Source organism: Hespellia stercorisuis DSM 15480, assembly GCF_900142165.1.
GTDB lineage: Bacteria > Bacillota > Clostridia > Lachnospirales > Lachnospiraceae > Hespellia > Hespellia stercorisuis.
Genome location: NZ_FQZY01000018.1, coordinates 1 through 26,425, shown reverse-complemented (window position 1 = coordinate 26,425; position 26,425 = coordinate 1). Strand labels below are relative to the sequence as shown.

The following is a 26,425-nucleotide window of genomic DNA, read 5'->3' as shown; positions in this document are numbered from 1 at the left end:
GGAAAGAGAGGAATAAAAAATGCCATTAATCGGAGGAATCGCCGATGATCTGACAGGGGCGACAACGACTGGGGTATTGCTGGCCAGATCAAAGGCAAGAACGGCTGTGTTTTTTAATGAGGAGGCTGCGGAAAATGCGAAAGGACTGGATGAGTTAGAGACCATAATGATTAGTAGCAACAGCAGACCACTTCCGGCAGATGAGGCATATGAGAAAGTGAAATCAGCGACACTGACCTTAAAGAGAATGGGCGTGAAGCACTTTCAGAAACGTATAGATACGACGCTGCGCGGTGGAATTGGTGTGGAGATCGATGCCATGCTGGACCAACTGGATGACACAGTTGCAGTGGTGGTTCCGGCCATGCCGCAGTCCAGGCGGATATTGGTTGGTGGGTATTCGGTGATTGATGGAGTTGCCCTGATCAATACGCCGGTTGCACATGACGTGCGCACACCGGTGACAGAAAATTACATACCGAAACTTCTTGCAAAACAGACAAAACGAAAAGTCGGACTGGTGGCTTTGGACAAAGTTCTTGCAGGTGAGGATGCAGTGTCTGAAAAGCTGTTGGCGGAACGCGCGGCAGGATGTGAAGTGATCGTGGTGGATGCAATCACACTGGAGGATGTGGATGTGATCGCAAAATCATGTATTCAGCTGAAATGGAATATTCTGACCGTAGATCCGGGGCCGTTTACGGCAAAGCTGGCATTCAACAGAGGTCTGATTGGAGAAGAGGAGCCAAATGTTCCAGAAGGATCGGCTGAAGGAAGTGGAAAAACAGTATTGATTGCTGCGGGCAGTGCTACACCTGTCACAAAAAAACAGATGGGTATTTTGTGTGAAGATCCAAGACATGTGCGCATCAGCGTGGAGCCGATCCCACTGATAGAAGGTAGCGAAACTGCATTGGACGAAGCGTTCAAGGCGATCAACAGAGCAGTGGAGCTGTTGGATTCAGACAACCCGCCACGCGCGATTCTTTTCGAGACAGCACTCCACGGAGAACTGCTGAATCTGGATGAGGAGGACGCGAAGCGAAACTATGCCGGTGGAATGAGCGCTGACCGTATCAATGCAGGATTGGGGACGATTATTTCACAGGTGCTGGAGCAGGTGGGACAGGACAGAGTGGCCGGCATTTACACGACAGGTGGAGATACGATGGTAAATGTATGTTACCAGCTTGGGGTGCAATGCCTGGAGGTCATAGACTATGTGATCCCGCAGACAGATGTGACGCGGCTTATCGGCAACTATGATGGACTTCCGGCGATTGGAAAAGGCGGTCTGACCGGAAATGACCATACGGCATGTGATATTGTGGATCGCCTTTTTAAAGAGGCAGCGAGAGCGTAAGAACCTGGAGGAGGATGAAAAATGAGTGAAGAAAAAGTCACAAAAAAAGATTTGGATTTATTAAATAAAATGAAAAAGATGCCGGGAGGTCTTGTAATTATCCCTTTGGTTATCGCTGTAGTTCTTGCAACATTTTGTCCGGGCGTATTCCAGATCGGCGGATATGTAACCGCGTTATTCTATGACGGAAACTCGGCAATGATGGGTCTGTTCCTGATTATCTGCGGATCGGCAATCAATGTGAAACAGGTAGGTCTTCCACTTTACAAAGGTGTTGCGCTTACGGGGATGAAGTTTGTTTTCGGTGTACTGCTCGGACTTGCAGTGGGCAAGATCTGTGGGCCGAGTGGGTTCCTTGGCCTGACCCCGTTCGTAATCATCGCAGCAATCACAAACTCAAACGGATCTCTGTACATTTCTCTGTCCTCACAGTTTGGTAATGCTACAGATACGGGTGCAATCTCGATCCTGTCACTGAATGACGGTCCGTTCTTTACACTGGTGGCACTTGGGGCGACGGGGCTTGCGTCCATTCCGTTTATGAGTCTGGTATGTGTGCTGGTTCCACTTTTGATCGGTTTTATCTGGGGAAATGTGGATGCAGGTTTCAAAAAAGCATGTGCCCAGGCGCAGCCGATCGTCACATTTTTTATGACAATTTCAATCGGTTCAAAGACAGAGGTGAAAACGTTGATCACGGCTGGAGCATCCGGTATTGTTCTCGGACTGATCTCAGCAGCAACTGCATTTATTTTCTTCTTTGTATTCCAGATCTTGTTACCGAAAAAAGAGAGAAATGCAATGGGAGCAGCTGTAGGAACAACCGCTTTGAACTCGGCGATGACACCGGCAGCGGTAGCTGAAGCAGATCCGTCTATGGCCGGATATGTGGATATGGCGACAGCACAGTGCGCAACCGCATCGATCATCACATTGTTCTTGTGTCCGTTCATTCTGGCGTTCCTGGATAAGCAGATGCAGAAGAAACGTAAGGGAATCTATTCTCCGGAAGGATGGGCAGCAGAAAAGGGAGCAGTCGCAGCAAAATAATTATTTTTAAATAGGAAAACTCGCAAAAAAGTCCTCTTGTATGGTACAATACATAGAGGACTTTTCAATACAAACGATAGAATGTATGGAAAAGGAGCATTGATTTATAATGGAAGAAAAATTGACGGTTCAATTGACAGAGGACGCATTGTTTGATTTTATTTTATATCACACATATTCAAAGTTTGCCGGTTTTCTGGTAAATATATTAGGAACAGCTGTTATTTTTATGGGAATTATCATGTTGATCACCGGCAAGGCATCGCCGCTTCAGTTTTTGTTTTATCTGGTGGCGGGGATCGCATTTCTTCTTTATACCCCGATCGGTCTGAAACGCAGGGCAAAGAAGCAGATGAATACTAATCCGGAATTTCGGGATCCGAAAGAATATACTTTCTGCGAAAACGGAATCAGAGTATGTCAGGAAACGTCTGAGAAGGAAATTGCATGGGATCAGATTGAAAAGGTCGTTGCAACACCAAAGACAATAGGGGTATACTATGAATCAGAGAATGCATTAATTATACCAAAACAGCAGTTTGGAGATAAGTTTATGAAGGTTATGAATGTGATTACAGCTCATGTCTCCAGAGAAAAAATCAAGATTCGTTAGTAAATAGCATTGTGAGGTCAGGCAGAATGAGGGAAGAACGTAGGGAGATTATCCTGCAGGAATTGAAAAAACATGGGAAAATTCGTGTTGCGGACTTAAGTAAGAGATTTCAGTGTTCGGAAGTAACTGTGCGCAATGATATCCGGTTGATGGATAAAGAAGGCCTGCTGGTCAGGGTACATGGCGGCGCAGTGCCGGCGGAGTCCGCAGAGCAGAACCCGGAGCCATATAAGAACTGTGAGATGGAGAGTCTGCAGAGACACGCAGAGCGCAAAAGAAAAATTGCTGCCTGCGCGTATGCGTTTATCAAAGATCGGGACACCATCATCATAGACGATGCTTCTGCAAGTTATTATCTTGCGGAACATATCAGAAATCATCCGGAAAAGCGGGTGATCGTGGTGACAAATTCCCTGCCCGCAGGTAACATTCTGATGACTTCAGACCACGTGGAGCTTTTTATGGTGTGCGGTTATGTTGGTGGTTATGCGGGGGGGCATCTTCCTGCGACCCTGGGTGACTGGGCTGTGCGCAACATCGGTCAGTTTCATGTGGATAAGGCCTTTATCGGTGTTCACGGGATTAATTTTGAGGTTGGTTTCACTTCCGTGGCAACGCTGCAGATGGAAGTGAAAAAAGCAATCATCGGAGCGGCAAAGGAGACTTACGTTCTTGCTGACAGTAGCAAGTTCGGAGGGGGCTATCTGTCGGTGGTCTGCCCACTGGATGCTGTTCGGACCGTAATTACCGACGACGCAATTTCAAGTGAGGATTTAAAGCAGGCGGAAAATGAAAATCTGAACCTTGTAATAGCATGACGATCCTGCTTCTGTGATCTTATATTTTATTGAGCTCTTCAACAGCACCTTTCGGGTGCTGTTTTTCTTGACATTTACTTTAGAAACAAGCAAAATAGGAGAGTAGGACAGTGGGAAACCTGGAAGAGAAAAGCGGTACAAGGCTGCCGATTTCGTCGGTGGATCTTCATGCGGACGATAAGAGACAATTCAGGTTTACGACACAAGCAAAAGAAAGAAACGGTTAAAAAATATGAAAAAAGAAAAGAGAACATTAAAGGACAGACGAAAGGATTACCGTGCAGCAGTAAAAATGGAACTGCGGGAACACAAAAGCTCGTTTATCGTGTATTCCATGCTGCGGATCATCGTCATAGCAAGCATGATCCGCCAGTTTTTTCTGGGGAATTACGAAGGCTTTTTTCTGTGTATCCTGACATTGCTCCTGCTGATGCTGCCAAGCCTCATACAGGTGCAGCTCAAGATCGAACTGCCGACGACACTGGAAATCATCATTCTGCTGTTTATATTTGCGGCGGAGATTCTGGGAGAAATCAATGCATTCTATGAACTGATTCCCCTCTGGGATACGATTCTGCATACGCTGAACGGGTTTCTCGCGGCGGCCATCGGGTTTTCGCTCGCGGTGCTGCTCAATGACAGTGAACGGCTGACCTTTGATCTGTCACCCGTATTTCTGGCAATCGTAGCCTTCTGTTTTTCCATGACGATTGGGGTGTTGTGGGAATTTTTTGAGTGTGCGATGGATCTGTTTTTTCATCTGGACATGCAGAAGGACACGATTATACATTCCATCAGCAGTGTGATGCTGAGTCCGGCAGGAAGTAATGTGGTCGGCCACATTGACCAGATCTCGGACGCGGCGGTGAACGGAGAATCGCTTGGACTGGGAGGATATCTTGACATCGGACTGCTGGATACCATGAAGGATATGTTCGTGAACTTTGTCGGTGCGGTCGTTTTCTCCGTGATTGGTTTCTTCTATGTAAGAAGCAAGGGAGAGGGCAGAGTCGCGAGACGGTTCATTCCGCAGCGGAAGGCTGAGGATCGGGATTATCTGGCGCTGCAGATACGTCTGGAGGCAGAGCGCACCGGGAACGAGCATGTGCAGCCGGAGGCGGAGTGCGCTGGGGATGAGCAGATGAAGCCGGAGGCGGAGCGCGCCGGGAACGAGTAGATGCAGTCGGAGACGAGCAATGCAGCCGGAGACGGAGTGCACCGGGGATGAGTATGTGCAGCCGGAGACGAAACGCACCGGGGGGAGTCGAACAGATACAGCCGGGGACGAGTAGATGCAGTCGGATGTGGCGTTTGGGCATCCGCCTCTCGCAGGACTGGCTGCCGGAAGGATAAGAAATACAGAGGATAAAAGAGGGGATTTTTGGTATGGATTCTAACAATCATTTTATGCAGGGAGTGAAACACGGGATTCCTATTTTCATGGGATATCTGCCCGTGTCATTTACATTTGGATTTATGGCGGTGTCCGGGGGGCTGCCGGTCTGGACGGTCATTCTGATCTCGCTGACCAATCTGACGTCAGCGGGACAGTTTGCGGGGGCCAGTCTGATCATGGCGAGTGCGGCTTATTTTGAGATGGGACTGACGGTGTTTGTGATCAATCTGCGTTATATGCTGATGTCGCTTTCTCTCTCTCAGAAAATTGAGAGCCGGATTCCAATCTGGAAACGGATGATTTTTGCTTTCGGAATTACCGACGAGACATTTGTGGTGGCGTCCATGCAGCCGGGGCAGCTGACGTCCAGCTATATGATGGGATTGATCAGTATGCCGATCGTGGGATGGAATCTGGGGACGATTCTGGGGTGCTGCATGTCGGAGGTGATTCCGGTCAGCCTGCAGAATGCCATGGGGATTGCGTTGTATGCTATGTTTATCGCGCTGATCATCCCGCCGGCTAGAAAGTCGAGAGCAGTGCTGGTCGTGGTGGCTGTGGCGGTCGTGGTTACATCGGCCCTGAAATACATTCCGCTGTTTCAGATGATTTCTTCCGGTTTCCGGATCATCATTGCGACGGTGGTGGCAGCAGGACTGGGAGCAGCGTTTTTTCCAAAAGAAGAAGAAAGTGAGGAGCATGTGGCATGAGTGTGAGCAGACTGATCATTTATATTGTGATTATGGCACTTGTAACGTATGTGCCGAGAGTGCTCCCGGTGACATTATTCCGGCATCAGATCAAATCCCGGTTCGTGAAATCATTTCTGGATTATACGCCCTATGCGGTACTGGGAGCACTGACATTTCCAGATATCTTCACATCTACAGGCAGCATGATTTCGGCAGCGGCAGGCACGGTGGCAGCGCTGGTGATGGCTTATTTTGACCGGAGTCTTGTGGAGGTTGCGGTGACAGCCGTGGCGGTGGTGTATATTGTGGAGCTGATTTTATAAGAAAAGATCTCTAATAAGAAAAGGTTTCTAATAAGCAAAGCTGCTGGACAATCAGGAGACAGGCAGCAAAGCGCATCGTGAGTGTCTGCTTTACGTGTGGACTTACGGACGATTAAATCAAAATACGAGGAGGAGAAGAACATGAATAATTTTCAGTATTACGCGCCGACAAAAGTGGTGTTCGGGAAAGACACGGAGAAGGAACTGGGTGCATTGATCAAGGAGCAGGGATGCAGAAAGGTGCTGGTTCATTATGGTGGAAACAGTGCCCAAAAATCTGGTCTGCTGGATCGCGTGTGCCGGTCTCTTGAGCAGGAGAACATGGAATATGTTACACTTGGCGGCGTCGTGCCGAACCCGAGACTGTCAAAAGTCAGAGAAGGAATCGCGCTGTGCAAAGAAAATCAGGTGGATTTTGTGCTGGCAGTCGGTGGCGGCAGTGTCATCGATTCTGCGAAAGCGATTGGCTATGGTGTCGCGAATGAGGGGGACGTGTGGGACTTTTATGCGAAGGTGCGTGTGCCCCAGGCATGTCTGCCGATCGGAGTGGTGCTGACTATTGCAGCGGCGGGAAGTGAGATGAGCGATTCATCCGTCATTACCAATGAAGCGGGCTGGCTCAAGCGCGGATGCAATAACAATTTGTGCAGAGTGAAGTTTGCGGTGATGAATCCGGAACTGACTTACACGCTGCCGGCTTATCAGACTGAGAGTGGCTGTACGGATGTCCTGATGCACACCATGGAGCGCTACTTTAACCAGGCGGACAACATGGAGATGACGGACGGAATCAGTGAGGCTCTGATGCGCACGGTAATCAAAAACGCGAAGATTCTGCTGACGGATCCGGAAAATTATGAGGCGCGCGCGGAAGTGATGTGGGCAGGCAGCCTCTCCCACAACGGGCTGACCGGATGCGGGACTGACGGCGGAGACTGGGCCTGTCATCAGATGGAGCATGAGCTCGGCGGTATGTTTGATGTTGCCCACGGTGCGGGACTTGCGGCAGTCTGGGCGAGCTGGGCAAGATATGTCTGTCAGGAGAGAATGGACCGCTTTGAAAAATTTGCGGTAAATGTGCTGGGAGTTGAGCCTGCGGAGACGGCAGAGAAGACCGCCGCACGGGGAATTGAGGCTATGGAGGCATTTTATCGCAGTATACAGATGCCGACCAGCCTTACAGAACTCGGCATCGATCCAACGGAGGAGCAGATGCAGGAGATGGCGAGAAAGTGTTCCTGGGACGGAGGCCGTACAGTCGGTGTCGTGAAGAAACTGGATCAGGGCGATGTGCTTGAGATTTATAAGGCGGCAAGGTAGAACAGACAACGGACAGCGATCTGTGACGATGAGACAGCAGCAAGACTGCGCAAGGCCGCGCAAGGCCGCGATGAAGCTGTGAAATGGATTCGAAGGATTCGGCGTATCCGTTTGACAAAGCAGAAAGTGGACAATGCCGGAGGGCTATAGACGATAGAAAAGAGGACATAGATATGAAAGTTTTATTAGTAAACGGAAGTTCAAGAGAAAAAGGATGTACTTATACAGCGTTGACCGAGGTAGCAAGAGCACTTCAGGAGGAAGGCGTCGAGACCGAGATCTTCTTCATCGGAAACAAACCGATTACAGACTGTGTTGCCTGTGGGCAGTGCGGAACACTTGGAAAATGCGTGTTTGACGATGTGGTAAATGTGCTTACAGAAAAGGCGGCAGCGTGTGACGGATTTATTTTCGGAACACCGGTTTATTACGCACATCCAAGCGGCAGACTGCTGTCTGTTCTGGACCGTGCATTTTATTCAGGTGGAAAACATTTTCAGCATAAACCGGGCGCAGCGATCATGAGCGCAAGACGTGGCGGGCTGACCACATCTTTTGATGCGGTCAACAAACATTTCACCATCAATCAGATGCCGATCGTTTCCTCTACTTATTGGAACGGTGTGCATGGGAGTAACCCAGAGCAGGTAGCACAGGATATCGAGGGGCTGCGGACCATGTACAATCTCGGCAAAAACATGGCGTGGCTTCTGAAATGTATCGAGCTGGGGAAAGAGAACGACATAAATGCGCCGAAGAATGAGAAGGTATACACAAACTTTATCAGATAGGGGGAGTGCCTGTGGAATCATCAGAACGTACAAAGTATAAATTTGCAGATGCAGTCAAAGAGCTGATGCGAAAGGATGCGCTGGATAAGATATCTGTCAAGGACATCGTGGAGAACTGCGGGATGACAAGACAGACATTTTACCGCCATTTTCAGGATAAATATGCCCTGGTAAACTGGTATTTTGAGGTTCTGGTCAGGGACTCGTTCAAGGAGATGGGCACGAAGAAGACGCTGGAAGGTGCACTGATCAAAAAGTTTTACTTTATAAAAAGTGAGAAATATTTCTTTAAGGCGGCATTTCAGTCCAAGGACTATAACTCGCTGATGGAGTATGATTACCAGTATATTCTGAATTTTTATACGGAGGTGATCGAGAAGAAGACGGGAAAACCGCTGGAGGAGGATGTGCGTTTTTTGTTGGAAATGTACTGCCGGGGGTCTATTTCCATGACGGCGAATTGGGCCATCCACGAGACGGAGGAGACACCGGAGGAGATGGCCAGACTTTTGGTGGAAGCACTGCCGATGAAGCTGCAGGAGCTGTTGATCGAGTTTGTCTAGGTTCACCAGCATATTTCGCCTGTCCTGTTCCGGGCAGCCGGGTACGCTGTTCCAGGCCATTGGGATATCGGGTAAATTTGTGTGTATGGTTATATTTACGAGAATGTTAAGAAAATTTACAAAAAAGTTATACAAATGTTACATATATGTAAGTCTGTAACTTGAATTACATTTCCGGGAAGTGTTAGAGTTATATCAAACGAAGGACGCAGGGAGGGGATTCCGGTCGTCCTGTGGGACCCGTTGAAGGGTTTCGTGAACAATAGGATAACACAGAAAAGGAGAATGAAAAAATGGCAAACAGATTTGTATTGAATGAAACATCTTATCACGGGGCTGGTGCAATTCAGGAGATTGCAGCAGAGGTAAAAGGAAGAGGATTCAGGAAAGCATTTGTATGTTCAGACCCGGATCTTGTGAAATTTGGCGTGACGAAAAAAGTACTGGATGTGTTAGAAAAAGACAGCCTGCCGTATGAACTGTATTCTGAGATTAAACCAAATCCGACAATTCAGAACGTGCAGACAGGTGTGGAGGCTTATAAAAAATCGGGTGCAGATTATCTGATCGCCATCGGTGGTGGTTCGTCTATGGATACAGCGAAGGCAATCGGTATCATCATTAACAATCCGGAGTTTGCAGACGTGAGAAGCCTGGAAGGTGTTGCACCGACGAAGAACAAATCAGTTCCGATTATTGCAGTTCCAACCACAGCGGGTACAGCAGCGGAAGTGACAATCAACTACGTAATCACAGATGTCGAGAAGAGCCGCAAGATGGTATGTGTAGACCCGAAAGACATTCCGATCATCGCGGTGGTGGATCCGGACATGATGTCTTCTATGCCAAAGGGGCTGACCGCAGCAACCGGTATGGATGCGCTGACACATGCCATCGAGGGCTACACAACAGCCGGTGCATGGGAACTGTCAGACATGTTCCATCTGAAAGCAATCGAGATTATTTCCCGTTCTCTGCGCGCAGCCGTAGACAACACGCCGGAGGGCAGAGCGGACATGGCACTTGGACAGTACGTTGCAGGTATGGGATTCTCAAACGTAGGCCTTGGAATCGTACATTCCATGGCACACCCTTTGGGCGCATTCTATGATACACCACACGGTGTTGCCAATGCAATCATTCTTCCGACTGTTATGGAATACAATGCGGAGGCGACAGGCGATAAATACAAATATATCGCGCAGGTAATGGGCGTGGAAGGCACAGAGAACATGACTCAGGAGGAATACAGAAAAGCGGCAGTTGACGCAGTGAAGAAACTGTCTGCGGATGTGGGGATTCCGGCAGACCTGAAAGAAATCGTAAAAGAAGAGGATATCCCATTCCTTGCACAGTCCGCTTATGATGACGCATGCAGACCGGGAAATCCAAAAGAGACGAGCGTGGAAGACATTACGGCTTTGTATAAGTCTTTGATTTAGCCGAACACAAAAAAGCAGCGATGTTCTTGTCCGGATTCTTTCTGAGGTTTGAGCGTATAGAATTAAAAGGGCTGTAAAAAAGCTTCTATATTAAAAATTGCCAGTTCCGGCAAATGCCGGTTCTGGCGATTTTTAATTAGGAAATTATTTTACAGCCCCTTTTCTGTTTTGCTTACAATTTATTTTTAATTTGACAGTATGACGAATCTCCTCAATTTCCTTCTGACTCAGACCAGTATATTTTTGGATCTGCGCATCATCCATCCCGTCCCGCAGCATTTCTACGGCTGTCTCACGTTTTCCTTCAATCTTCCCCTCAATCCGTCCAAACCGCTCTGCCGATGCCATGGTGTGTTCATACATTTCCCGTGCTTCGCACTGCAGCTGGATTTTTTCATCTTCTGTTAACTCTTTCAGGGTCAGAACAGAGGCCTGAGCAATTTTTTTGTATAATTAATTATGCGAATAAATAAAAACACCAACGCTTACTCCCGCCGGAGGAACATTGCCAGGGATGCGCTGATGATGATCGCATATCCGATGAAGCTGTAGACGTCCGGTATCTGGCCAAGGATTACGAAGGAAAGGATCGTCGCGAAGATGATCTGGGAGTAATCGTAGATGGAGATGTCTCTGGCCGGTGCGAAGGTGTAGGCGGCTGTGATGGAGAATTGACCTCCGGAGGCAGCAAGCCCGGCACCAAGAAGGCAGAGGATCTGTGCGCCGCTCATGGGATGATAATCTAAGAGCAGGCTGGGCAGCGTCACCAGGCAGGAGAAGCTTGAAAAGCAGAACACGATCAGCGGTCCTTTTACGCCGCGGGAGCCCAGCATACGGACATAGGTGTAAGCCAGTCCGGCACAGAGTCCGCCGCAGGCACCGATCAAAGCCGGAGCCGCACTCATGCTGAAGCCCGGTTTGATGACAAACAGACTTCCGAGGAAAGCGATGATGACGCAGATTGCCTGATATGGTTTTACCTTTTCCTTTAACAGCAGGAAAGAGAAGATGATGACAAAGAATGGAGACAGCTTGTTCAGCATCGACGCATCAGATACCATCAGGTGGTCAACGGCGTAAAAATTACAGAGGATACCGATGGTTCCAAAGGTGGAACGCAGGATCATATATACCCAGTTCTGCCGCTCCAGTCTCAGAGGGACATGATTTTTACGAATCATGATGAAGGCGAAGATTAAAGCGACGAAATTTCGGAAGAAGCTCTTTTGTATAGAAGGAAGATCACCGGACAACCGGACGAATACATTCATCAGTGCAAAACAGAATGCCGAACATATGATTAACAGGATTCCTTTATTTTTGTGACTCATAACAGTCTGATACCTCATTTCTTATTATGTAAGATATGCTGAAAAATTGTTTTATTTCAGCGCCCGAATATAAAGTATAATCCGAAAGAAAAAGAAATGCAACGGCAAAAAAGAGTAAAGCGGACATTCGCAATCCGCTTTGCTACTTGCTCATGAACATCCTGCAGCTACGCTACCTTTCAGCAGGGGCTTTTAATCCCCTGCTGAAACAAGCATCCCCCCTTACCCACCACTTAGTACTCTACGCACTTGAAGTTGGGGAATGCTTACAGATGTTCAAAATAAAACATAATTACATATTGACAAACTAGGAAATAAGGGATATAATACGAAACATAGTAAAACATACTATGCCGATAGGAAATGAGGAAAGGAGAAACAGCATGTGTATTATTAGAAAACAAAACTTGATTCTTGTAGTGGAGGAGCGAATGTGTTGTTGCTGCTAAGCCGATAGACAATAGAATATTTAAATAGGGACAGGTCAAAAGTGCAATTGGGGACGTAGTAAAGTTGCAACTTTACTACGTCCCCAATTGCACTTTTGACCTGTCCCTATTTATGAAATGAATACAAATCATGTAGATGACACAGATTATAGAAAAGAGGATAATAATATGAGCACAAAAATTAAAAGAGAAGATAGAAACTTAAAATTTGAAACCTTACAGTTACATGTTGGACAGGAGACACCGGATCCGGTGACTGACGCGAGAGCGGTACCGATCTACCAGACTTCTTCCTATGTGTTCCGCAACAGTGAGCATGCGGCAGCACGTTTTGGACTGGCAGATGCGGGAAATATTTATGGCAGACTGACCAACCCGACGGAGGATGTATTTGAGAAACGTATCGCGGCACTGGAGGGCGGGGTTGCGGCTCTGGCGGTTGCTTCAGGAGCAGCGGCGGTTACTTATACGATTGAGAACCTTGCACAGAGCGGAGATCACATTGTGGCGGCGAAGAATATTTACGGCGGAACTTACAATCTGCTGGCACACACACTTCCGCAGTATGGCGTGAGCACAAGCTTTGTAGAGCCGAATGCGGAGGCATTTGAGGCGGCGGTGCAGGAGAATACAAAAGCTCTTTATATTGAGACACTTGGAAACCCGAATTCCGATGTAGTGGATATAGAAGCAATTGCCAAGGTGGCCCATGCCCATAAGATTCCACTGGTGGTTGACAGCACATTTGCAACACCTTATCTGGTGAGACCGATTGAGTATGGTGCGGACATCGTGGTACATTCAGCGACAAAATTCATCGGCGGACACGGAACGACCATCGGAGGCGTCATTGTGGACAGCGGAAAGTTCGACTGGGAGGCCAGCGGAAAGTTCGCGTCTCTGACGGAGCCAAACCCAAGCTATCATGGCATCAGCTTTACAAAAGCAGTTGGAGCGGCGGCATTTGTGACCAAGATCCGTGCAATCTTACTTCGTGACACAGGAGCGACGATTTCCCCGTTCCACTCATTCATTTTCCTGCAGGGACTGGAAACTTTATCACTGCGCGTGGAGCGTCACGTGGAAAATGCACTGAAGGTTGTGGAATATCTGAATAATCATCCGCAGGTGGAAAAAGTGCACCATCCGTCTGTGTCCGATGATCCGGAGCAGCAGAGATTATATAAGAAATATTTCCCGAACGGCGGCGGATCCATCTTTACATTTGAAATTAAGGGAGATGACAAAAAGGCGAAAGAGTTTATCGACAATCTGGAGATATTCTCCCTGCTTGCTAACGTGGCAGATGTGAAATCACTGGTGATTCATCCGGCATCAACCACGCATTCACAGCTGAATGAAGCGGAATTACTGGATCAGGGAATCAAGCCGAATACGATTCGTCTGTCCATCGGTACAGAAAATATTGATGACATTCTTCAGGATCTTGAAGAAGCGTTCAAGGTAGTTGAATAGCGTATGGCGAAAAGGTACAAAGGGATTCTCCCGCCATTGGCGGGTCCATTCCTGGCACAGGAAATAGGAAACATTTATTTGACAGGCAGGATAATCCGTTTATAATAAAAGTATCATATATAATCCGTATGAAAAAGGGAGAACAAAAAACAAGAAGCGGAGGATACAAGCAATGAAGATTTCAACAAAAGGACGCTATGCAGTACGTTTACTGGTGGACATTGCACAGAATGATGCGGATGGATTTGTGCGCTTAAAGGATGTGGCGAAGCGCCAGAACATTTCCGTAAAATATCTGGAACAGATTATCGCAATTTTGAGCCGGGCCGGCTATGTGAGAAGTGTCAGAGGGCCCCAGGGAGGGTATCATTTGACCGGAGAACCTAAGGACTACACCGTGGGGATGATTCTCAGACTGACCGAGGGCAGCATGGCGCCGGTAGCATGCCTGGAGGATGAAACGAATCAATGTGAACGACAGAACGAGTGCGTTTCGCTGCGAATCTGGAAGGAACTGGACGAGGCGATCAAGGGCGTGATCGACAAATACACGCTGCAGGATCTGCTGGACTGGTCCATAGAGAATGGCGACAATTATGTAATATAGATCCGTGCACGGTCTTGTCTATCAGGAAAGCGAGGATGATTTTATGTCAAACATTTATAAAGGAGCAATTGATTTAATTGGAAATACACCGTTGGTGGAACTTGTGAATCTGGAAAAACAGTATGATCTGGAGGCAACACTGCTCACAAAGCTGGAGTATTTTAACCCGGCGGGAAGTGTGAAAGACAGAGTGGCGTACGCCATGATCGTGGATGCGGAGGAACGTGGACTTCTCGGGGAAGGTTCGGTCATCATCGAGCCGACTTCAGGCAACACCGGAATCGGGCTGGCAGCCATTGCGGCGGTAAAAGGGTACCGTGCGATTCTTACCATGCCGGAGACTATGAGCGTGGAGCGGAGAAATATTTTGAAAGCATATGGAGCGGAGATTGTTCTGACGGATGGCAAGAAGGGGATGACCGGAGCCATCGAAAAGGCGAGAGAGCTGGCGGATGAGATTGAAAACAGTTTTATTCCGGGACAGTTTGAGAACCCGGCCAATGCCAGAGTGCATCGAGAGACGACCGGACCGGAGATCTGGAAAGATACTGACGGGAAAGTAGACATTTTCGTAGCCGGAGTCGGAACCGGTGGAACGGTAACCGGAACGGGAGAGTATCTGAAATCCCAGAACAAGGATGTAAAGGTAGTGGCAGTAGAGCCGGCCACATCGCCGGTACTCTCAGAGGGCAAGAGCGGTCCGCACAAGATTCAGGGAATTGGTGCCGGATTTGTGCCGGAAGTATTGAATACAAAAATATACGATGAAGTGATCAAGGTCGAGAATGAGGATGCATTCCGCGTTGCCAAAGAAATCGCAGCAGTGGAAGGGATTCTGGTTGGAATCTCATCCGGAGCGGCGGCACATGCGGCAATCGAGCTTGCAAAGCGTCCGGAAAACAAAGGCAAAACTATCGTGGCACTGCTCCCGGACAGTGGGGACAGATACTACTCCACACCTTTGTTCATAGAATAGAACTGGAGCGATAAGGGACAGGTTAAAATGCGAATTGGGGACGTGTTAAAATTGCAATTTTAACACGTCCCCAATTCGCATTTTAACCTGTCCCCTTTTGCAAGGGCTACATTATTTCATGGCGAAACTGGACTGGTCATATAATTGATATTTGGCTATTTAGACGCAACCACATATGTGCTATTCTTTCATATAATAACGGAGGTTATAAAAACAGACAGAAAAGAGGCAGTATTATGAACAAGAAAGTAGCAGTAATTAACGATCTGTCCGGATTTGGACGCTGCTCATTGACCGCGGCTATATCGGTGTTGTCGGCGATGGGCGTGTCACCGTGTCCGCTTCCAACGGCGGTGCTGACCAATCAGACGGGGTATGACAGTTATTATTGCGATGACTATACGGATAAGGTGCATCATTACACGGAGGAGTGGTCAAAACTGGATGCACATTTTGACGGCATTTACACGGGATTTATGATGGGGGAGAAGCAGATCGAACAGATCGAACGATTTCTGGATCGTTTTCAGAAGCCGGATACCTGCCTGCTGGTTGACCCGGTGATGGGCGATAACGGTGCGGCATATGGCATCTATACCCAGAAGCTTCGCGACAGCATGCGCAGGCTGGCAGAGCGCGCGGACATTATCACTCCGAACTTTACGGAATTGTGTCTCCTGTCCGGAGAGGACTGTACCATGGCAGGACAGATGGAGGAAATGAACCAGAGAGTAGAAACAATCCGGGAGATGGGTATAAAACTCTGCAACAAAGAGAACAAGGTGGTGTTGGTCACTGGCGTGATCTACGACGACCCGGATGGTGGGCAGTGCATGGGCAATGTATATATCACCCGCAGGGACTGCAGGATGATAGCCCAGCCTTATCTCGAGGGCAGTTATTCCGGAACAGGAGATCTGCTGGCATCTACGGTCATCGGGGGTGTCGTGCGCGGAGACAGCGTTACAGATACAGTGGAGCTGGCCGGAAGATTCCTGCAGAAGGCACTGAGAGATACAATAACGGAGAAGATCCCGAGGAATGACGGAGTAAATTACGAACAGTTTCTCGGCATGCTGATAAAATAAAATAAGATCAAAAGGGACAGGTCAAAAGTGCAATTGGGGACGTAGTAAAGTTGCAACTTTGCTACGTCCCCAATTGCACTTTTGCACAGACAGAATAAGGAGGATTTAAAAATGAACGAACAACTTGATAAGAAGGTAAGCAAAAATACTGACAGGAAAAAAGACGGGAACAAAGACCGCCAGGATAATAAAATGGTGCTGATAGCCATGACTGGCTTGTTTGCAGCCATGATCACCATCATGACCGCCTATATTTTTCATATCCCTTACGGACTAAACGGGGGTTATATTCACTTTGGTGACATGCTGATCTATGTGGCGGCAGTCCTTCTTCCGCAGCCTTATGGGCTGGCAGCGGCGGCAATCGGAGGCGGTATCGCAGACATTCTGACGGCACCAATGTGGGCTCCGGCAACCATCATCATTAAGGCACTGATCACCCTGCCGTTTACACAGAAGAGCGGAAAGATTCTGACAGGAAGAAACATCGCGGCACCGTTTATCGCAGGAATCATCTCGGCGGTGGGATATTATCTGGCGGAGGGAATCCTGTTTGGTTCTTTTGCTTCAGCGACGGCATCCTTTTTGGGAAGTGCAATCCAGTCAGGTGGCAGCATGATCCTGTTCTTTGTGTTTGCGACGGCACTTGACCGTGTACACATCAAGAACAAAGCAAAACAAATTGGTGTGATATAAGGAGTGTTAGTGAGCCAAGCGCTTGCATTTGGCGAACGGCGAATGGCAATCATGAATTTGTACTTTAAATTCATGATATAAGGAACCAGTCACAAATTCGGCAGACTACGCGGCAGCAGCCGTAAATGGATTGCAGCCAGCGATAGTAACAGAAAGACGAGGAAAAAATATGGCAGATATTTTATACACATACAAAAATCAGGTCTACGTAAACCTGACTAATGAATGCAACTGCAGATGCACCTTTTGCATCCGTAATCAGGAGGACGCCATCGGCGAAGCCGAAAATCTCTGGCACAAGACAAATCCAACGTTGGAGGAGGTACTGGAGGCGATGAAGCAGTTTGATTTTACCGGATACACAGAGCTGGTCTACTGCGGGTACGGGGAGCCGACCTGCGCGCTGGACATCCTGCTCGCCACTGCGAAATATGCGAAAGATACATACGGCCTCACCATTCGGGTGAACACTAACGGTCTGGGGAATCTTTACCATGGAAGAAATATTGTTCCGGAGCTTGCCGGAGCGGTGGATGCGGTATCCATCAGCATGAATGCCCCGGACGCGGAGGGATACATGAAGGTCACCAGACCAAAATATCCAGATGCTTATGAGAAGATGCTGGAGTTTGCATCTCTTTGCAGGGACAGCATTCCATCCGTGAAGCTTTCGGTCGTGGATGTGCTCCCGGAGGAGGATATCGCAGAGTGCAGAAGAAAGGCAGACGCAATCGGAGTGGAACTTCGGGTACGCCATTTCACGGATTAAAACAGTTGTATAAAGTGGTACATAAAGTGGCATATAAAGTAGTGTATAAAGTGGACGGCCGGGACTGCAGACGCAGATTCCGACGGTCCACTTTTTTGCTGCATTTCCGGCAGTCTGCGCAGATCTGCGCCCCCCCTGGATCAAGTAAAAACAGATGACCCCGATTTCCTTTACCAATATTGTTTTCTATACGGAAATCCGATATAATGGTCAACATAGCAGCAGAGATCTAGGCAGACGGCGCAGGATAATGATGGCCTTGTGTCCGAGAAAAAGGAGGATTCACAAAATGAGATTATTTGAAGTGGTGTTCAGTCCAACAGGGGGAACCAAAAAAGTATGTAAAATTCTTTCCAATGAATTTCCGGGAGAAAAGATTGAAATCGATCTAATGAACATGGACTCGTCAAACAGTAAGGGTGAAATAACATCCGATGATATCTGCCTGATCGCTGTGCCTTCCTTTGGCGGGAGAGTTCCGGTTCCGGCAGCAGAGAGTCTTAAGAGAATGAAAGGCGATCATGCCAAAGCCGTTCTTATCGTTGTATTTGGTAATCGGGCTTACGACGATACGCTTTTAGAACTAAAGGACATTGCAGAGAAATCCGGTTTTGTGTGCATAGCAGCAATTGCGGCAATCGCAGAGCATTCTATCATGCATCAGTTTGGCAGTGGGAGACCCGATAAACAGGATAAAGAAGAACTGAAAAAATATGCGGTACAAATCTTTCACAAGTTGTCTGAAGGTCAGGAGTTTGGAGATCTGGTTGTGCCGGGAAAGCGGCCATATCGGGAATTTGGCGGGCTGCCACTTCATCCGAAGGCAGGAAGAGCTTGCAATGAATGCGGTGCATGTGCGAATGTCTGTCCAGTGGGCGCAATCAGGAAAGAAAATCCAAGAGAAACCGACAACAAAAAATGTATTACGTGTATGGGATGTGCTGCCGTCTGTCCCCAAAATGCAAGAAAGCTGAACCCTGTTCTTTTGGCAGCAGCGTCCAGTAAGATGAAAAAGGCATGCAGCAGCAGAAAAGAAAATGAATTTAGGATGGAGATGTATTCATGATAAAAGCGATATTTTTGGATTATACAGGAACGATCACACAGGAAAATTGTAAAGCAGTACAGGACGTTGTGATTAGAATTGTAAAAAACAGTGTGCTAAAAACACCACAGGAGGCACTGTCCTATTGGTGGTCGAACCTGAAGGCGATGGAAGAAGCAAGCTATCTGGATACGTATAAAACAGAGGATGAAATTGTAACAATGCTTTTAGAAAAGTGTGAAAATGAAATAAAGCTGAATGACAATTTAGAAGAGTTACATAAACTGTTCCAGGATTTTTGGACCAGTTCTCCCGTTTATCCGGATGCAAAAGATTTTTTTGAGAAATGTGAATTGCCAATCTATATTGTGACAAATAATGGTGTGCAATATGTGCAGGAATGTATGCGGATCAACGGCTTAAATCCCGCAGGAATCATTTGCGGCGATATGGCCAGAGCCTACAAACCACATAAAGAATTATTCGAAAAGGCACTTCAAGTGAGTGGCTGTCAGGCAGGAGAGGTACTGCACATAGGTGATTCCATGTCCTCCGATGTGAAGGGGGCCCTAAACGCAGGAATTACACCGGTTCTGATCGACAGAGAACCGGAAAAACAGTATGATTCGGTGAAGACAATAAAAGAACTAACAGAAATCATTGATTTAATAATTTAATAAAGTGTCATATCCAAAATCAGGCGCAGACAGGTCAATTTACTCTTTATTACAAATATCATTTCGAACAAGCATTGCAGTAATCGTGTCAGCGAGCTGCATTAGGTCTGCGGAAAGAATAGCGAGTTCCTCTTTGCTCATGCATTCGAAAAGTTTACATGCAATCGCAGTAATAGCAGCGGCGGATTTACATTCGTTCATTGTGGTCACCAAATGGTTTTTATATATGATATGCGAAATAAGTAAGGTTGTTAAATTCTACCCTAGAGAATTTTATTCCCTAAGAATTTGATGCAGGGTCAAGAAACAGAAAAAAATCTGGCGGATTAAAAGTAAAACGAAAAAAGGAAATGCAGATAAGAACTAAAATTAATATACATATGCCATTCATATTAAGAGCAGCGTTTACCAGAATGCGATAGCTTACCATATAAGAAACGACAACGGCAATGATAAAGATTGAGATATCTAAAATAAAATAATTTGTTCCAAGTATAGCGGTATATGCGTAAAAGAGAACTGGTATAAGTGCCAGACCACAAATAACACCAATACATTTTGCAGTGGCAAAATTGGAATAGTCTTTACCAATATAAAGATATTCTAAAATCGCATAAAGCATATAGGGGAAAAACAACAGCTTCATATGCTCCCATGTTGATTCGTTCACAGCACTAAACAAACCAACAAACTGGTTGCGGCCGGACCATTCAAAAACAAAGTGCAGCAGGGAACCAACCACAATTGTAAATATAATTCCAATTAACTCAGCGTGTTTTAAATTTTTCATAGAATCACCTCAGCAGATACACTATCTATTCTATGCGCAATAACACAAAATATGTAAGGGAGGAAGTCTCACGTCATAATTGGAAGAAAGATAGAAAAAAAAGACGGCTTATGCTATACTGTTTCCAGGAATATCGCAGGAGAAGCCCCAGCGTAGCCCGCTACGTCCACGTTTTTTGATACGCACTCTTGTGAAAACATTCTGCGTGAAACAGAAAGGTATTTAATGTCACTTATACTAGCTCAGAAAAAAGGAGGCGGAACAAAATGGAAGATTCATTATTGAAGCTTGCTTCCGCGATTGCAGAGCAAAAGGAGCCTTCGCTTACATTACAGATATACGAGGACGCACTGGATGCAATTCCATACTCGATCGGAATCATGAGTCTGGAACAGAAGATCCTGTTTATGAATAAAAGATGGGTCATGGTTCGTGGGATTGGCAAAGAAACCTGGATTGGAGAACATTGCTCCATTACAGGATCACCACACTGCGGGACGGACAAATGCTCGGTCGATCGTCTGGAGAATGGCAGCACATCCATCCCGATGCTTTGGGAAGGCATTCACTACAACGTCGAGGCGCAGTATCTGCGCGGCAAAGATGGAGAGAAGATCGGGATTATTAAGACCATCAGCCGACTGTCGGATGAATACGATCAGCTGACCGGGCTGTACAACCGCAAAGGCTTCTATAAAGCGCTCCGGAAAATTCTGGACGAGAATCCGAACCGGGAGTACCTGCTGATCCTCACGGATATACAGCGCTTTAAGATGATCAATGAATTGTTCGGAAAAGAATCCGGGGACCGCAGCCTGTGCCAGTTCGCTGATTGGCTGAAGGATCTGGCGGGAGAGGAGAGCATTCTCGCGCACCTGGACTCCGATCATTTTCTGATCTGTATACCGGATCAGGAGGAGCTGCTGCAGCAGATCATCGAGGCGACGGACCGGGAAATCCGGTTCTCACAGCAGAGCATCGGACTCAGGTTCAGCATGGGAATTTACCGGATCGAGGATCGAAATGTACCGGTCAACGACATGTACGAGAGCGTCAACATGGCAATCGGGACGATCAAGAACGACTACTCCAGATATTATGTATTCTATAATGAAGAGATGCGGACACGTTTTCTCATGGAACAGGAACTGGAGGAAGACGCCAGAACCGCGTTTCTTGAAGGGCAGTTTGATGTTTACTATCAGCCGGTATACAACGTGGAGAATGAGCGGATACTCAGCGCGGAGGCATTGGTGCGCTGGCACCACCCGGAGAGAGGCCTTGTCAGTCCGGAAGATTTTATCCAGATTTTCGAAAAAATCGGGTTCATACAGGAACTGGATTTCTATGTGTGGAGGAACGTGTGCGAGGCGATCCGGGATCAGAAAAAAGCAGGGAAACCCATCGTACCGATTTCTGTGAACTTATCCCGTGTAGATTTTTGCGATGAGAAGATGTGTGAGAAGCTGTTTGCAATCGCAGAGGAATGCGGAGTGGAGCACGAGTACCTCAGGGTGGAGATCACGGAGACGGCGTATACAGATGATTCAAAGCAGCTGCTGGCGCTGGTGGAAACGATGCAGGCGGTAGGAATCAAGGTACTGATGGACGACTTCGGGAGCGGCTATTCTTCGCTGAATGCACTGAAGGACATTCCGGTTGATATTCTGAAGATCGACTTAAAGTTTCTGGAAGATTTTGAGACAAATAACAGGGCGGGCAACATCATTGCCTCGGTGGTTCGTATGGCAAAATGGTTAAAGCTGTCTGTGATCGCAGAGGGAGTGGAGACCAAAGAGCAGGCAGAGTTTCTGCGCAGCATCGGGTGCAGCAGGATACAGGGATACTATTATACAAAACCGCTTACCAGAGAAGACTTTCAGGAATTGCTTGTCAACTGCCAGGTACAGAAGGATGAGCAGTATTACCGTACACTGGAGCAGCTTGATTTCAATGCACTCTGGGATGCCAACGCCAACATCAACATCCTGTTTCAGGGGATGATCGGAGGCATGGGGCTCTATGAGATGATCGGAAACCAGCTGGAGATCGTGCGTGTCAACAACGGATACTATGAAGTGATGGGCGGGACGGCGAATGATATTTTCATCAATGCGGGTAACGCATTTGCCCATGTGATGGACGGGGATAAGGATGTTCTTCTGGCGACCTGCCGAAGGTCTATGAAGACCAGGCAGGTGGAGACAATCCAGGTTCAGAGGAGACGATTCGACGGCATTCCGATCTGGGTGGAAGTAAAGATCCGCTATCTTGGAAGTTCCGGGAACCGTTCCGCATTTTACTTTGCAATCAATGACATCACCAGAGAAAAGAAGCTAGTGCAGCGCATTGAAGAACAGAACGCGTATATCGATACTATTTCCGACAGAGTGGACGGTGTGCTTTCTAAACCGCAGCTTCTGGTGGTGGACGACAGCCGGATCAATCGCATGATCCTTCAAAAACAGCTGGTCCAGTACTACGAGATTGTCGAGGCTGAGAATGGCAGAGAGGCACTGCAGGTCATCGAACAATCCCGGGGGAGAATCAAATTGATTCTGCTGGATCTGATCATGCCCGTGATGGATGGATATGAATTTATGCAGACGATGAGAGAAAAAAATATCGCGCCGAACGTGCCGATTCTGGTGATGACAGGTGAGACGGGAGAGGACGCAAAGCAACGCTCCATACAGCTGGGGGCAAGTGATTTCCTGCAGAAACCGTTTGAACCGGTCGCCATGCGTCTGCGTATTCACAACCTGATCCGCCTGCAGAGAGCGCTGGAGGAAAAGGAGCGTATGCAGGAACGCGCAGAGAAGGACGCATTGACAAGTCTTTTGAATCGCGCCACGTTTGAGGAGAAGGTGCGTGCCATTCTGGAAGAGGAAGAGACTTCGTGCCAGAACGCATTTTTTATCATTGATATTGATGACTTTAAGCATATCAATGACAGTCTGGGACACAGTTCGGGAGACGAGGTCCTGAAAAAAACCGGAAAACGGCTGAAGTCGCTGTTCCGGGAGAGGGACATCATCGGGCGTCTCGGAGGTGACGAGCTGGTCGTGTTTATGGAGGGGGACGCGGCACCGGACGTAGTGTATAAAAAAGGAGTCGAAGTCTGTGCAACACTGAGCAGATGGCGGAAAGAGGACAGCGAGGCACCGTTTACCTGCTCGGCCGGGATCGCATGCTCGCCAATCCACGGAACAACATTTGAAGAATTGTACCGCTGCGCGGATCTTGCACTTTACAAGTCGAAGGGGCAGGGGAAAAACAAATGTACGCTGTATAATTATAATGCTGCGGCGATTGAGGAAACGGACAGCACCGACGGATAATGCGCGGATGCCGGATGGATATTGTGGCAGGACAAAAGTGCTGAAAAATATGAAAACAGAAGAATAAAGAGACAAATAAAGAGAAAAAGAGAGACAAAGAGGAGTTTAGTTATGGATAGTTCAATGTTTATCGGAACATGGTGGTCCCTTGTACCGCCGATTTTGGCAATCGTACTTGCCTTTGTAACAAAAGAGGTATACAGTTCGCTGTTTATCGGAATTGCAGTCGGAGCGCTGCTCTATACCGGATTCGTCCCGTGGGATGCATTCGAAGCCATTTTTACAATCATGAAAGATAATATGAACCTGAATATCCTGATTTTTGATGTCCTGTTGGGCATGATTATCGTGCTGATGGCGAAATCGGGAGGATCGGCGGCTTATGGAAACTGGGCGGGCGGCAAGATCAAGTCCAAGAGGAGCGCACTTCTTGCAACGACGGGGCTCGGAGTGCTGATTTTCGTGGATGATTACTTTAACTGCCTTACCGTGGGCTCGGTGATGCGTCCGGTCACAGACCGTTATCAGGTATCCAGAGCAAAGCTGGCCTACATCATCGATGCGACAGCGGCACCAGTCTGCATCATCGCACCGATTTCCAGTTGGGCGGCCGCAGTCAACTCCTACGTGCCGAAGGACGCGGGAATCACGGGATTTCAGCTGTTTCTCCGCACGATCCCGTACAATCTGTATGCACTGCTGACTCTGGCAATGGTACTTTATGTTATCGTTGCAAAGTTTGATTTTGGTCTGATGAAAAAGCATGAGATCAACGCGGCACACGGAGACCTGTTTACCAGCGGAGCGGAAGAATTTGAGACCATGGAAGAGGAAAAAGGCAGCGATAAGGGAAAAGTGATCGATCTGGTACTTCCGGTTGCGGTGCTGATCGTCTCGGCCATCGGGGCCATGATCTACACAGGATTTCTTGGAGGCGCAGGCAATGTCATTGATGCATTTGCGGGATGCGACGCGGAGACGAGTCTGATTTTCTCCACATTTGTGACGATCCTGTTCATGCTGGTGCTGTATCTTCCAAGACGGGTTGTGACCTTCAAAGGCTTCATGGAAGGCTTTGTGGAAGGATTCCGTCTGATGATTCCGGCAGTTGCAATTCTGATTTTCGCATGGACACTGAAAGGAATGGGCGATGCGCTCGGAATCGCAGATTTTGTGGGAAGAGTCGTGGGAGACAATGCCTCTGCCAGTGTGATTGTTCCGGCAATTATGTTCATGGTGGCCGTGTTCCTGGCGTTCTCGACCGGAACATCCTGGGGAACATTTGCGATTCTGGTACCGATCGTGGTTGCCATGTTCAGCGGGGCGAACCTTGAGATGATGATCATCTCCGTATCCGCGGTTCTGGCAGGAGCGGTCTGCGGAGACCATGTATCTCCGATTTCCGACACGACGGTCATGTCCTCTGCGGGAGCACAGAGTAATCACATCAACCATGTGCAGACACAGATGCAGTATGCGATGATCGTGGCGGTGGTCTGCATTTTCGGATATATTCTTGCGGGAATTACGAAAATCTGGTGGCTGACACTGGGTGTCAGTCTGATCGTGCTGCTGACGGTGCTGACTGTCATGAAGAAACGGGAAGAGAAGAAGGATGCGGCGGCTTAGCGAATGGACTGACGCAGATTCATGTGAAGAATGACCCTGCAGCGAATGCAATATGTGCAGAAGGGCATATAGAAATGAGGATACAGAGATGACAAATAATAAAACAAAACATCTCATAGATGTACCCTACATCAATCAAAGCGAAAAATGGCCGACAGGCTGCGAGAGTGTGACAGCAGTGATGCTGTTACACTTTCTTCAGTTTGACATTGATGTGGATACATTTATCGAGCAGTGCCTGGAAAAAAGGGCATTTGAAGAGCGCGCCGGAGAATTGTACGGTCCAGATCCGGCCATGTATTTTGCGGGGAGCCCGTATGAGGAAGATTCCATGGGCTGCTACGCACCGGTGATCGTGCGCGCGCTGGAGAAGGCCATGCAGAGGTGCGGGCAGGAGGACAAGAAAAAAGACAAAAATACCGGGAACAGGATACCGCACAGGCCTCACGGAGACGGGCAGGAAGAACCCGGGGAAGAGAGCAGCAGATACGAGATCATCGATGAAACAGGGAAAGACATTTCTGATCTCATAGACACCTACATCGACCACGGGATGCCGGTGCCGCTGTGGGCTGCTATCAACATGCGGGATCCGATTGTCGGCCCGAAGTGGAGGCTGTTTGACAGCGGGGAGGAATTTACGTGGATATCCAACGAGCATTGTATGCTGCTGGTAGGATACGATGCGGAAAAATATTACTTCAACGATCCATATGAAAATAATGGCGTCATCGGTTATGAAAAAAAGGTGGTGGAGGATCGGTACCGCTGGCAGCATATGCAGGCGGTGGGGGTGAGGAGGCTGCAGACAGGTAAAAACCCCTCTAAATCGCCAAAATTCAACAGTATCACGCCAGCGTTGAGGAATAAAAACTTTTCGCAATAAAATAACCAGAATCTAAGCAGGAGTACCTCTTGTGCGGTAAAATATAAGTAACAAATTTTTCGCACAGGAGGTTTTTACGAATGACAAAGAAAGAAAAACGTGAACGAAAGAAACAGGACCGTGGAATAGTTGATTTTATGATGGTTGCAAATCATTTCTTTCATTATTTACAACAATGGATCTCGGAAATGAATGATCCAAGAGATTCAAGTTACATCACGTATTCGCAGACTGATCTTGGGTATATGGCGATTCTCAAAAATATCTGCGGACAGCATACAATGAGAGAAATGG

The 26,425-nt window shown here is 47.7% G+C and carries 27 protein-coding genes; 23 read left to right on the top strand and 4 right to left on the bottom strand.

Going from position 1 to position 26,425, the window contains the following annotated elements:
* The first annotated feature begins 19 nt into the window (after nt 1–19).
* The 11 genes from BUB85_RS07225 to fucO all read left to right on the top strand — a co-directional run bounded on the left by BUB85_RS07225 (nt 20) and on the right by fucO (nt 10,371).
* Entirely contained in the window at nt 20–1,363 is a 1,344-nt protein-coding gene (locus BUB85_RS07225; RefSeq protein WP_073107600.1) for a four-carbon acid sugar kinase family protein, read from the top strand.
* A 21-nt stretch (nt 1,364–1,384) separates the two neighbouring features.
* Nucleotides 1,385–2,413, top strand: a complete 1,029-nt coding sequence (locus BUB85_RS07220; RefSeq protein WP_073107597.1) for a 2-keto-3-deoxygluconate permease — start codon at nt 1,385–1,387, stop codon at nt 2,411–2,413.
* Nucleotides 2,414–2,522: 109 nt separating this feature from the next.
* Nucleotides 2,523–3,026, top strand: coding sequence for a YcxB family protein (locus BUB85_RS07215; protein WP_073107594.1), 504 nt, complete (start codon nt 2,523–2,525; stop codon nt 3,024–3,026).
* Nucleotides 3,027–3,052: 26 nt separating this feature from the next.
* Nucleotides 3,053–3,844, top strand: coding sequence for a DeoR/GlpR family DNA-binding transcription regulator (locus BUB85_RS07210; RefSeq protein WP_073107591.1), 792 nt, complete (start codon nt 3,053–3,055; stop codon nt 3,842–3,844).
* A gap of 232 nt (nt 3,845–4,076) precedes the next feature.
* Complete coding sequence (locus tag BUB85_RS07205; RefSeq protein WP_073107588.1) at nt 4,077–5,021, top strand: hypothetical protein; 945 nt, start codon at nt 4,077–4,079, stop codon at nt 5,019–5,021.
* Nucleotides 5,022–5,230: 209 nt separating this feature from the next.
* Nucleotides 5,231–5,950 (top strand): AzlC family ABC transporter permease, encoded by a 720-nt coding sequence (locus tag BUB85_RS07200; protein ID WP_073107585.1) that lies wholly within the window; start codon nt 5,231–5,233, stop codon nt 5,948–5,950.
* Nucleotides 5,947–6,255, top strand: coding sequence for an AzlD domain-containing protein (locus BUB85_RS07195; RefSeq protein ID WP_073107582.1), 309 nt, complete (start codon nt 5,947–5,949; stop codon nt 6,253–6,255). The genes BUB85_RS07200 and BUB85_RS07195 overlap by 4 nt, the downstream gene beginning before the upstream one ends.
* A 141-nt stretch (nt 6,256–6,396) precedes the next feature.
* Nucleotides 6,397–7,575 (top strand): iron-containing alcohol dehydrogenase, encoded by a 1,179-nt coding sequence (locus BUB85_RS07190; RefSeq protein WP_073107579.1) that lies wholly within the window; start codon nt 6,397–6,399, stop codon nt 7,573–7,575.
* A gap of 173 nt (nt 7,576–7,748) precedes the next feature.
* Nucleotides 7,749–8,366 carry a flavodoxin family protein gene (locus BUB85_RS07185; RefSeq protein WP_073107763.1) on the top strand — a complete coding sequence of 206 codons (618 nt, stop codon included), beginning with the start codon at nt 7,749–7,751 and terminating at the stop codon, nt 8,364–8,366.
* An 11-nt stretch (nt 8,367–8,377) separates the two neighbouring features.
* Nucleotides 8,378–8,929: a TetR/AcrR family transcriptional regulator C-terminal domain-containing protein gene (locus tag BUB85_RS07180; protein ID WP_073107576.1), complete on the top strand. Its 552-nt coding sequence runs from the start codon at nt 8,378–8,380 to the stop codon at nt 8,927–8,929.
* A gap of 293 nt (nt 8,930–9,222) precedes the next feature.
* Nucleotides 9,223–10,371, top strand: coding sequence for a lactaldehyde reductase (fucO, locus tag BUB85_RS07175; RefSeq protein WP_073107573.1), 1,149 nt, complete (start codon nt 9,223–9,225; stop codon nt 10,369–10,371).
* 144 nt (nt 10,372–10,515) lie between these two features.
* On the opposite strand, the gene BUB85_RS07170 is transcribed toward fucO, so the two are convergent.
* Nucleotides 10,516–10,734 (bottom strand): hypothetical protein, encoded by a 219-nt coding sequence (locus tag BUB85_RS07170; RefSeq protein ID WP_073107570.1) that lies wholly within the window; start codon nt 10,732–10,734, stop codon nt 10,516–10,518.
* Between the two features lie 122 nt (nt 10,735–10,856).
* On the bottom strand, nt 10,857–11,702 hold the full coding sequence (locus tag BUB85_RS07165; protein WP_073107566.1) for a DMT family transporter: 846 nt from the start codon (nt 11,700–11,702) through the stop codon (nt 10,857–10,859).
* Nucleotides 11,703–12,319: 617 nt separating this feature from the next.
* Between BUB85_RS07165 and BUB85_RS07160 the strand changes: the two genes are divergently transcribed.
* The 8 genes from BUB85_RS07160 (at nt 12,320) to BUB85_RS07125 (ending at nt 19,485) form a co-directional block, all read left to right on the top strand.
* A complete protein-coding gene (locus tag BUB85_RS07160) occupies nt 12,320–13,627 on the top strand; it encodes an O-acetylhomoserine aminocarboxypropyltransferase/cysteine synthase family protein (protein ID WP_073107563.1) in 1,308 nt (435 codons plus the stop codon).
* 172 nt (nt 13,628–13,799) lie between these two features.
* Nucleotides 13,800–14,234, top strand: a complete 435-nt coding sequence (locus tag BUB85_RS07155) for an RrF2 family transcriptional regulator (RefSeq protein WP_073107560.1) — start codon at nt 13,800–13,802, stop codon at nt 14,232–14,234.
* Between the two features lie 43 nt (nt 14,235–14,277).
* On the top strand, nt 14,278–15,210 hold the full coding sequence (cysK, locus tag BUB85_RS07150) for a cysteine synthase A (RefSeq protein ID WP_073107557.1): 933 nt from the start codon (nt 14,278–14,280) through the stop codon (nt 15,208–15,210).
* 236 nt (nt 15,211–15,446) lie between these two features.
* The gene (locus BUB85_RS07145) at nt 15,447–16,298 is read left to right on the top strand and encodes a pyridoxamine kinase (protein WP_073107553.1); all 852 of its coding nucleotides are present in this window, start codon (nt 15,447–15,449) and stop codon (nt 16,296–16,298) included.
* Between the two features lie 192 nt (nt 16,299–16,490).
* A complete protein-coding gene (locus BUB85_RS07140) occupies nt 16,491–16,994 on the top strand; it encodes a TIGR04002 family protein (RefSeq protein ID WP_073107761.1) in 504 nt (167 codons plus the stop codon).
* Nucleotides 16,995–17,163: 169 nt separating this feature from the next.
* On the top strand, nt 17,164–17,763 hold the full coding sequence (locus BUB85_RS07135; RefSeq protein ID WP_073107551.1) for a TIGR04100 family radical SAM protein: 600 nt from the start codon (nt 17,164–17,166) through the stop codon (nt 17,761–17,763).
* Nucleotides 17,764–18,052: 289 nt separating this feature from the next.
* On the top strand, nt 18,053–18,829 hold the full coding sequence (locus BUB85_RS07130; protein ID WP_073107548.1) for a 4Fe-4S binding protein: 777 nt from the start codon (nt 18,053–18,055) through the stop codon (nt 18,827–18,829).
* Nucleotides 18,826–19,485 (top strand): HAD family hydrolase, encoded by a 660-nt coding sequence (locus BUB85_RS07125; RefSeq protein ID WP_073107545.1) that lies wholly within the window; start codon nt 18,826–18,828, stop codon nt 19,483–19,485. Before BUB85_RS07130 ends, BUB85_RS07125 begins: the two co-directional genes overlap by 4 nt.
* Nucleotides 19,486–19,524: 39 nt before the next feature.
* Here BUB85_RS07125 and BUB85_RS22600 read toward each other — a convergent pair whose 3' ends face one another.
* Both BUB85_RS22600 and BUB85_RS07120 read right to left on the bottom strand, forming a co-directional pair.
* A complete protein-coding gene (locus tag BUB85_RS22600; protein WP_408607071.1) occupies nt 19,525–19,626 on the bottom strand; it encodes a DUF6774 domain-containing protein in 102 nt (33 codons plus the stop codon).
* Nucleotides 19,627–19,765: 139 nt separating this feature from the next.
* Entirely contained in the window at nt 19,766–20,275 is a 510-nt protein-coding gene (locus BUB85_RS07120) for a DUF6512 family protein (protein WP_073107542.1), read from the bottom strand.
* Between the two features lie 266 nt (nt 20,276–20,541).
* On the opposite strand from BUB85_RS07120, the gene BUB85_RS07115 reads away from it, so the two are divergent.
* From BUB85_RS07115 to BUB85_RS07095, 4 genes are all read left to right on the top strand, one after another.
* Complete coding sequence (locus tag BUB85_RS07115) at nt 20,542–23,616, top strand: EAL domain-containing protein (RefSeq protein WP_073107539.1); 3,075 nt, start codon at nt 20,542–20,544, stop codon at nt 23,614–23,616.
* 111 nt (nt 23,617–23,727) lie between these two features.
* Nucleotides 23,728–25,245: a Na+/H+ antiporter NhaC family protein gene (locus tag BUB85_RS07110; RefSeq protein ID WP_073107536.1), complete on the top strand. Its 1,518-nt coding sequence runs from the start codon at nt 23,728–23,730 to the stop codon at nt 25,243–25,245.
* Between the two features lie 88 nt (nt 25,246–25,333).
* Nucleotides 25,334–26,131 (top strand): C39 family peptidase, encoded by a 798-nt coding sequence (locus BUB85_RS20975; protein ID WP_084533944.1) that lies wholly within the window; start codon nt 25,334–25,336, stop codon nt 26,129–26,131.
* A gap of 80 nt (nt 26,132–26,211) precedes the next feature.
* Nucleotides 26,212–26,425: transposase family protein (locus BUB85_RS07095; protein ID WP_143160673.1), on the top strand; the 214-nt coding region annotated here is incomplete at its 3' end.

Excerpts from the sequence above, each read along its gene's own strand:
- fucO (WP_073107573.1), top strand. The coding sequence starts at position 9,223 with ATGGCAAACAGATTTGTATTGAATGAAACATCTTATCACGGGGCTGGT.
- BUB85_RS07130 (WP_073107548.1), top strand. The coding sequence starts at position 18,053 with ATGAGATTATTTGAAGTGGTGTTCAGTCCAACAGGGGGAACCAAAAAA.
- BUB85_RS07140 (WP_073107761.1), top strand. The coding sequence starts at position 16,491 with ATGGTGCTGATAGCCATGACTGGCTTGTTTGCAGCCATGATCACCATC.
- BUB85_RS07200 (WP_073107585.1), top strand. The coding sequence starts at position 5,231 with ATGGATTCTAACAATCATTTTATGCAGGGAGTGAAACACGGGATTCCT.
- BUB85_RS22600 (WP_408607071.1), bottom strand. The coding sequence starts at position 19,626 with ATGAGCAAAGAGGAACTCGCTATTCTTTCCGCAGACCTAATGCAGCTC.
- BUB85_RS07155 (WP_073107560.1), top strand. The coding sequence starts at position 13,800 with ATGAAGATTTCAACAAAAGGACGCTATGCAGTACGTTTACTGGTGGAC.
- BUB85_RS07170 (WP_073107570.1), bottom strand. The coding sequence starts at position 10,734 with ATGTATGAACACACCATGGCATCGGCAGAGCGGTTTGGACGGATTGAG.
- BUB85_RS07160 (WP_073107563.1), top strand. The coding sequence starts at position 12,320 with ATGAGCACAAAAATTAAAAGAGAAGATAGAAACTTAAAATTTGAAACC.
- BUB85_RS07185 (WP_073107763.1), top strand. The coding sequence starts at position 7,749 with ATGAAAGTTTTATTAGTAAACGGAAGTTCAAGAGAAAAAGGATGTACT.
- BUB85_RS07115 (WP_073107539.1), top strand. The coding sequence starts at position 20,542 with ATGGAAGATTCATTATTGAAGCTTGCTTCCGCGATTGCAGAGCAAAAG.
- BUB85_RS20975 (WP_084533944.1), top strand. The coding sequence starts at position 25,334 with ATGACAAATAATAAAACAAAACATCTCATAGATGTACCCTACATCAAT.
- cysK (WP_073107557.1), top strand. The coding sequence starts at position 14,278 with ATGTCAAACATTTATAAAGGAGCAATTGATTTAATTGGAAATACACCG.
- BUB85_RS07110 (WP_073107536.1), top strand. The coding sequence starts at position 23,728 with ATGGATAGTTCAATGTTTATCGGAACATGGTGGTCCCTTGTACCGCCG.
- BUB85_RS07225 (WP_073107600.1), top strand. The coding sequence starts at position 20 with ATGCCATTAATCGGAGGAATCGCCGATGATCTGACAGGGGCGACAACG.
- BUB85_RS07210 (WP_073107591.1), top strand. The coding sequence starts at position 3,053 with ATGAGGGAAGAACGTAGGGAGATTATCCTGCAGGAATTGAAAAAACAT.
- BUB85_RS07125 (WP_073107545.1), top strand. The coding sequence starts at position 18,826 with ATGATAAAAGCGATATTTTTGGATTATACAGGAACGATCACACAGGAA.
- BUB85_RS07120 (WP_073107542.1), bottom strand. The coding sequence starts at position 20,275 with ATGAAAAATTTAAAACACGCTGAGTTAATTGGAATTATATTTACAATT.
- BUB85_RS07135 (WP_073107551.1), top strand. The coding sequence starts at position 17,164 with ATGGCAGATATTTTATACACATACAAAAATCAGGTCTACGTAAACCTG.
- BUB85_RS07215 (WP_073107594.1), top strand. The coding sequence starts at position 2,523 with ATGGAAGAAAAATTGACGGTTCAATTGACAGAGGACGCATTGTTTGAT.
- BUB85_RS07220 (WP_073107597.1), top strand. The coding sequence starts at position 1,385 with ATGAGTGAAGAAAAAGTCACAAAAAAAGATTTGGATTTATTAAATAAA.
- BUB85_RS07165 (WP_073107566.1), bottom strand. The coding sequence starts at position 11,702 with ATGAGTCACAAAAATAAAGGAATCCTGTTAATCATATGTTCGGCATTC.
- BUB85_RS07205 (WP_073107588.1), top strand. The coding sequence starts at position 4,077 with ATGAAAAAAGAAAAGAGAACATTAAAGGACAGACGAAAGGATTACCGT.
- BUB85_RS07190 (WP_073107579.1), top strand. The coding sequence starts at position 6,397 with ATGAATAATTTTCAGTATTACGCGCCGACAAAAGTGGTGTTCGGGAAA.
- BUB85_RS07145 (WP_073107553.1), top strand. The coding sequence starts at position 15,447 with ATGAACAAGAAAGTAGCAGTAATTAACGATCTGTCCGGATTTGGACGC.
- BUB85_RS07195 (WP_073107582.1), top strand. The coding sequence starts at position 5,947 with ATGAGTGTGAGCAGACTGATCATTTATATTGTGATTATGGCACTTGTA.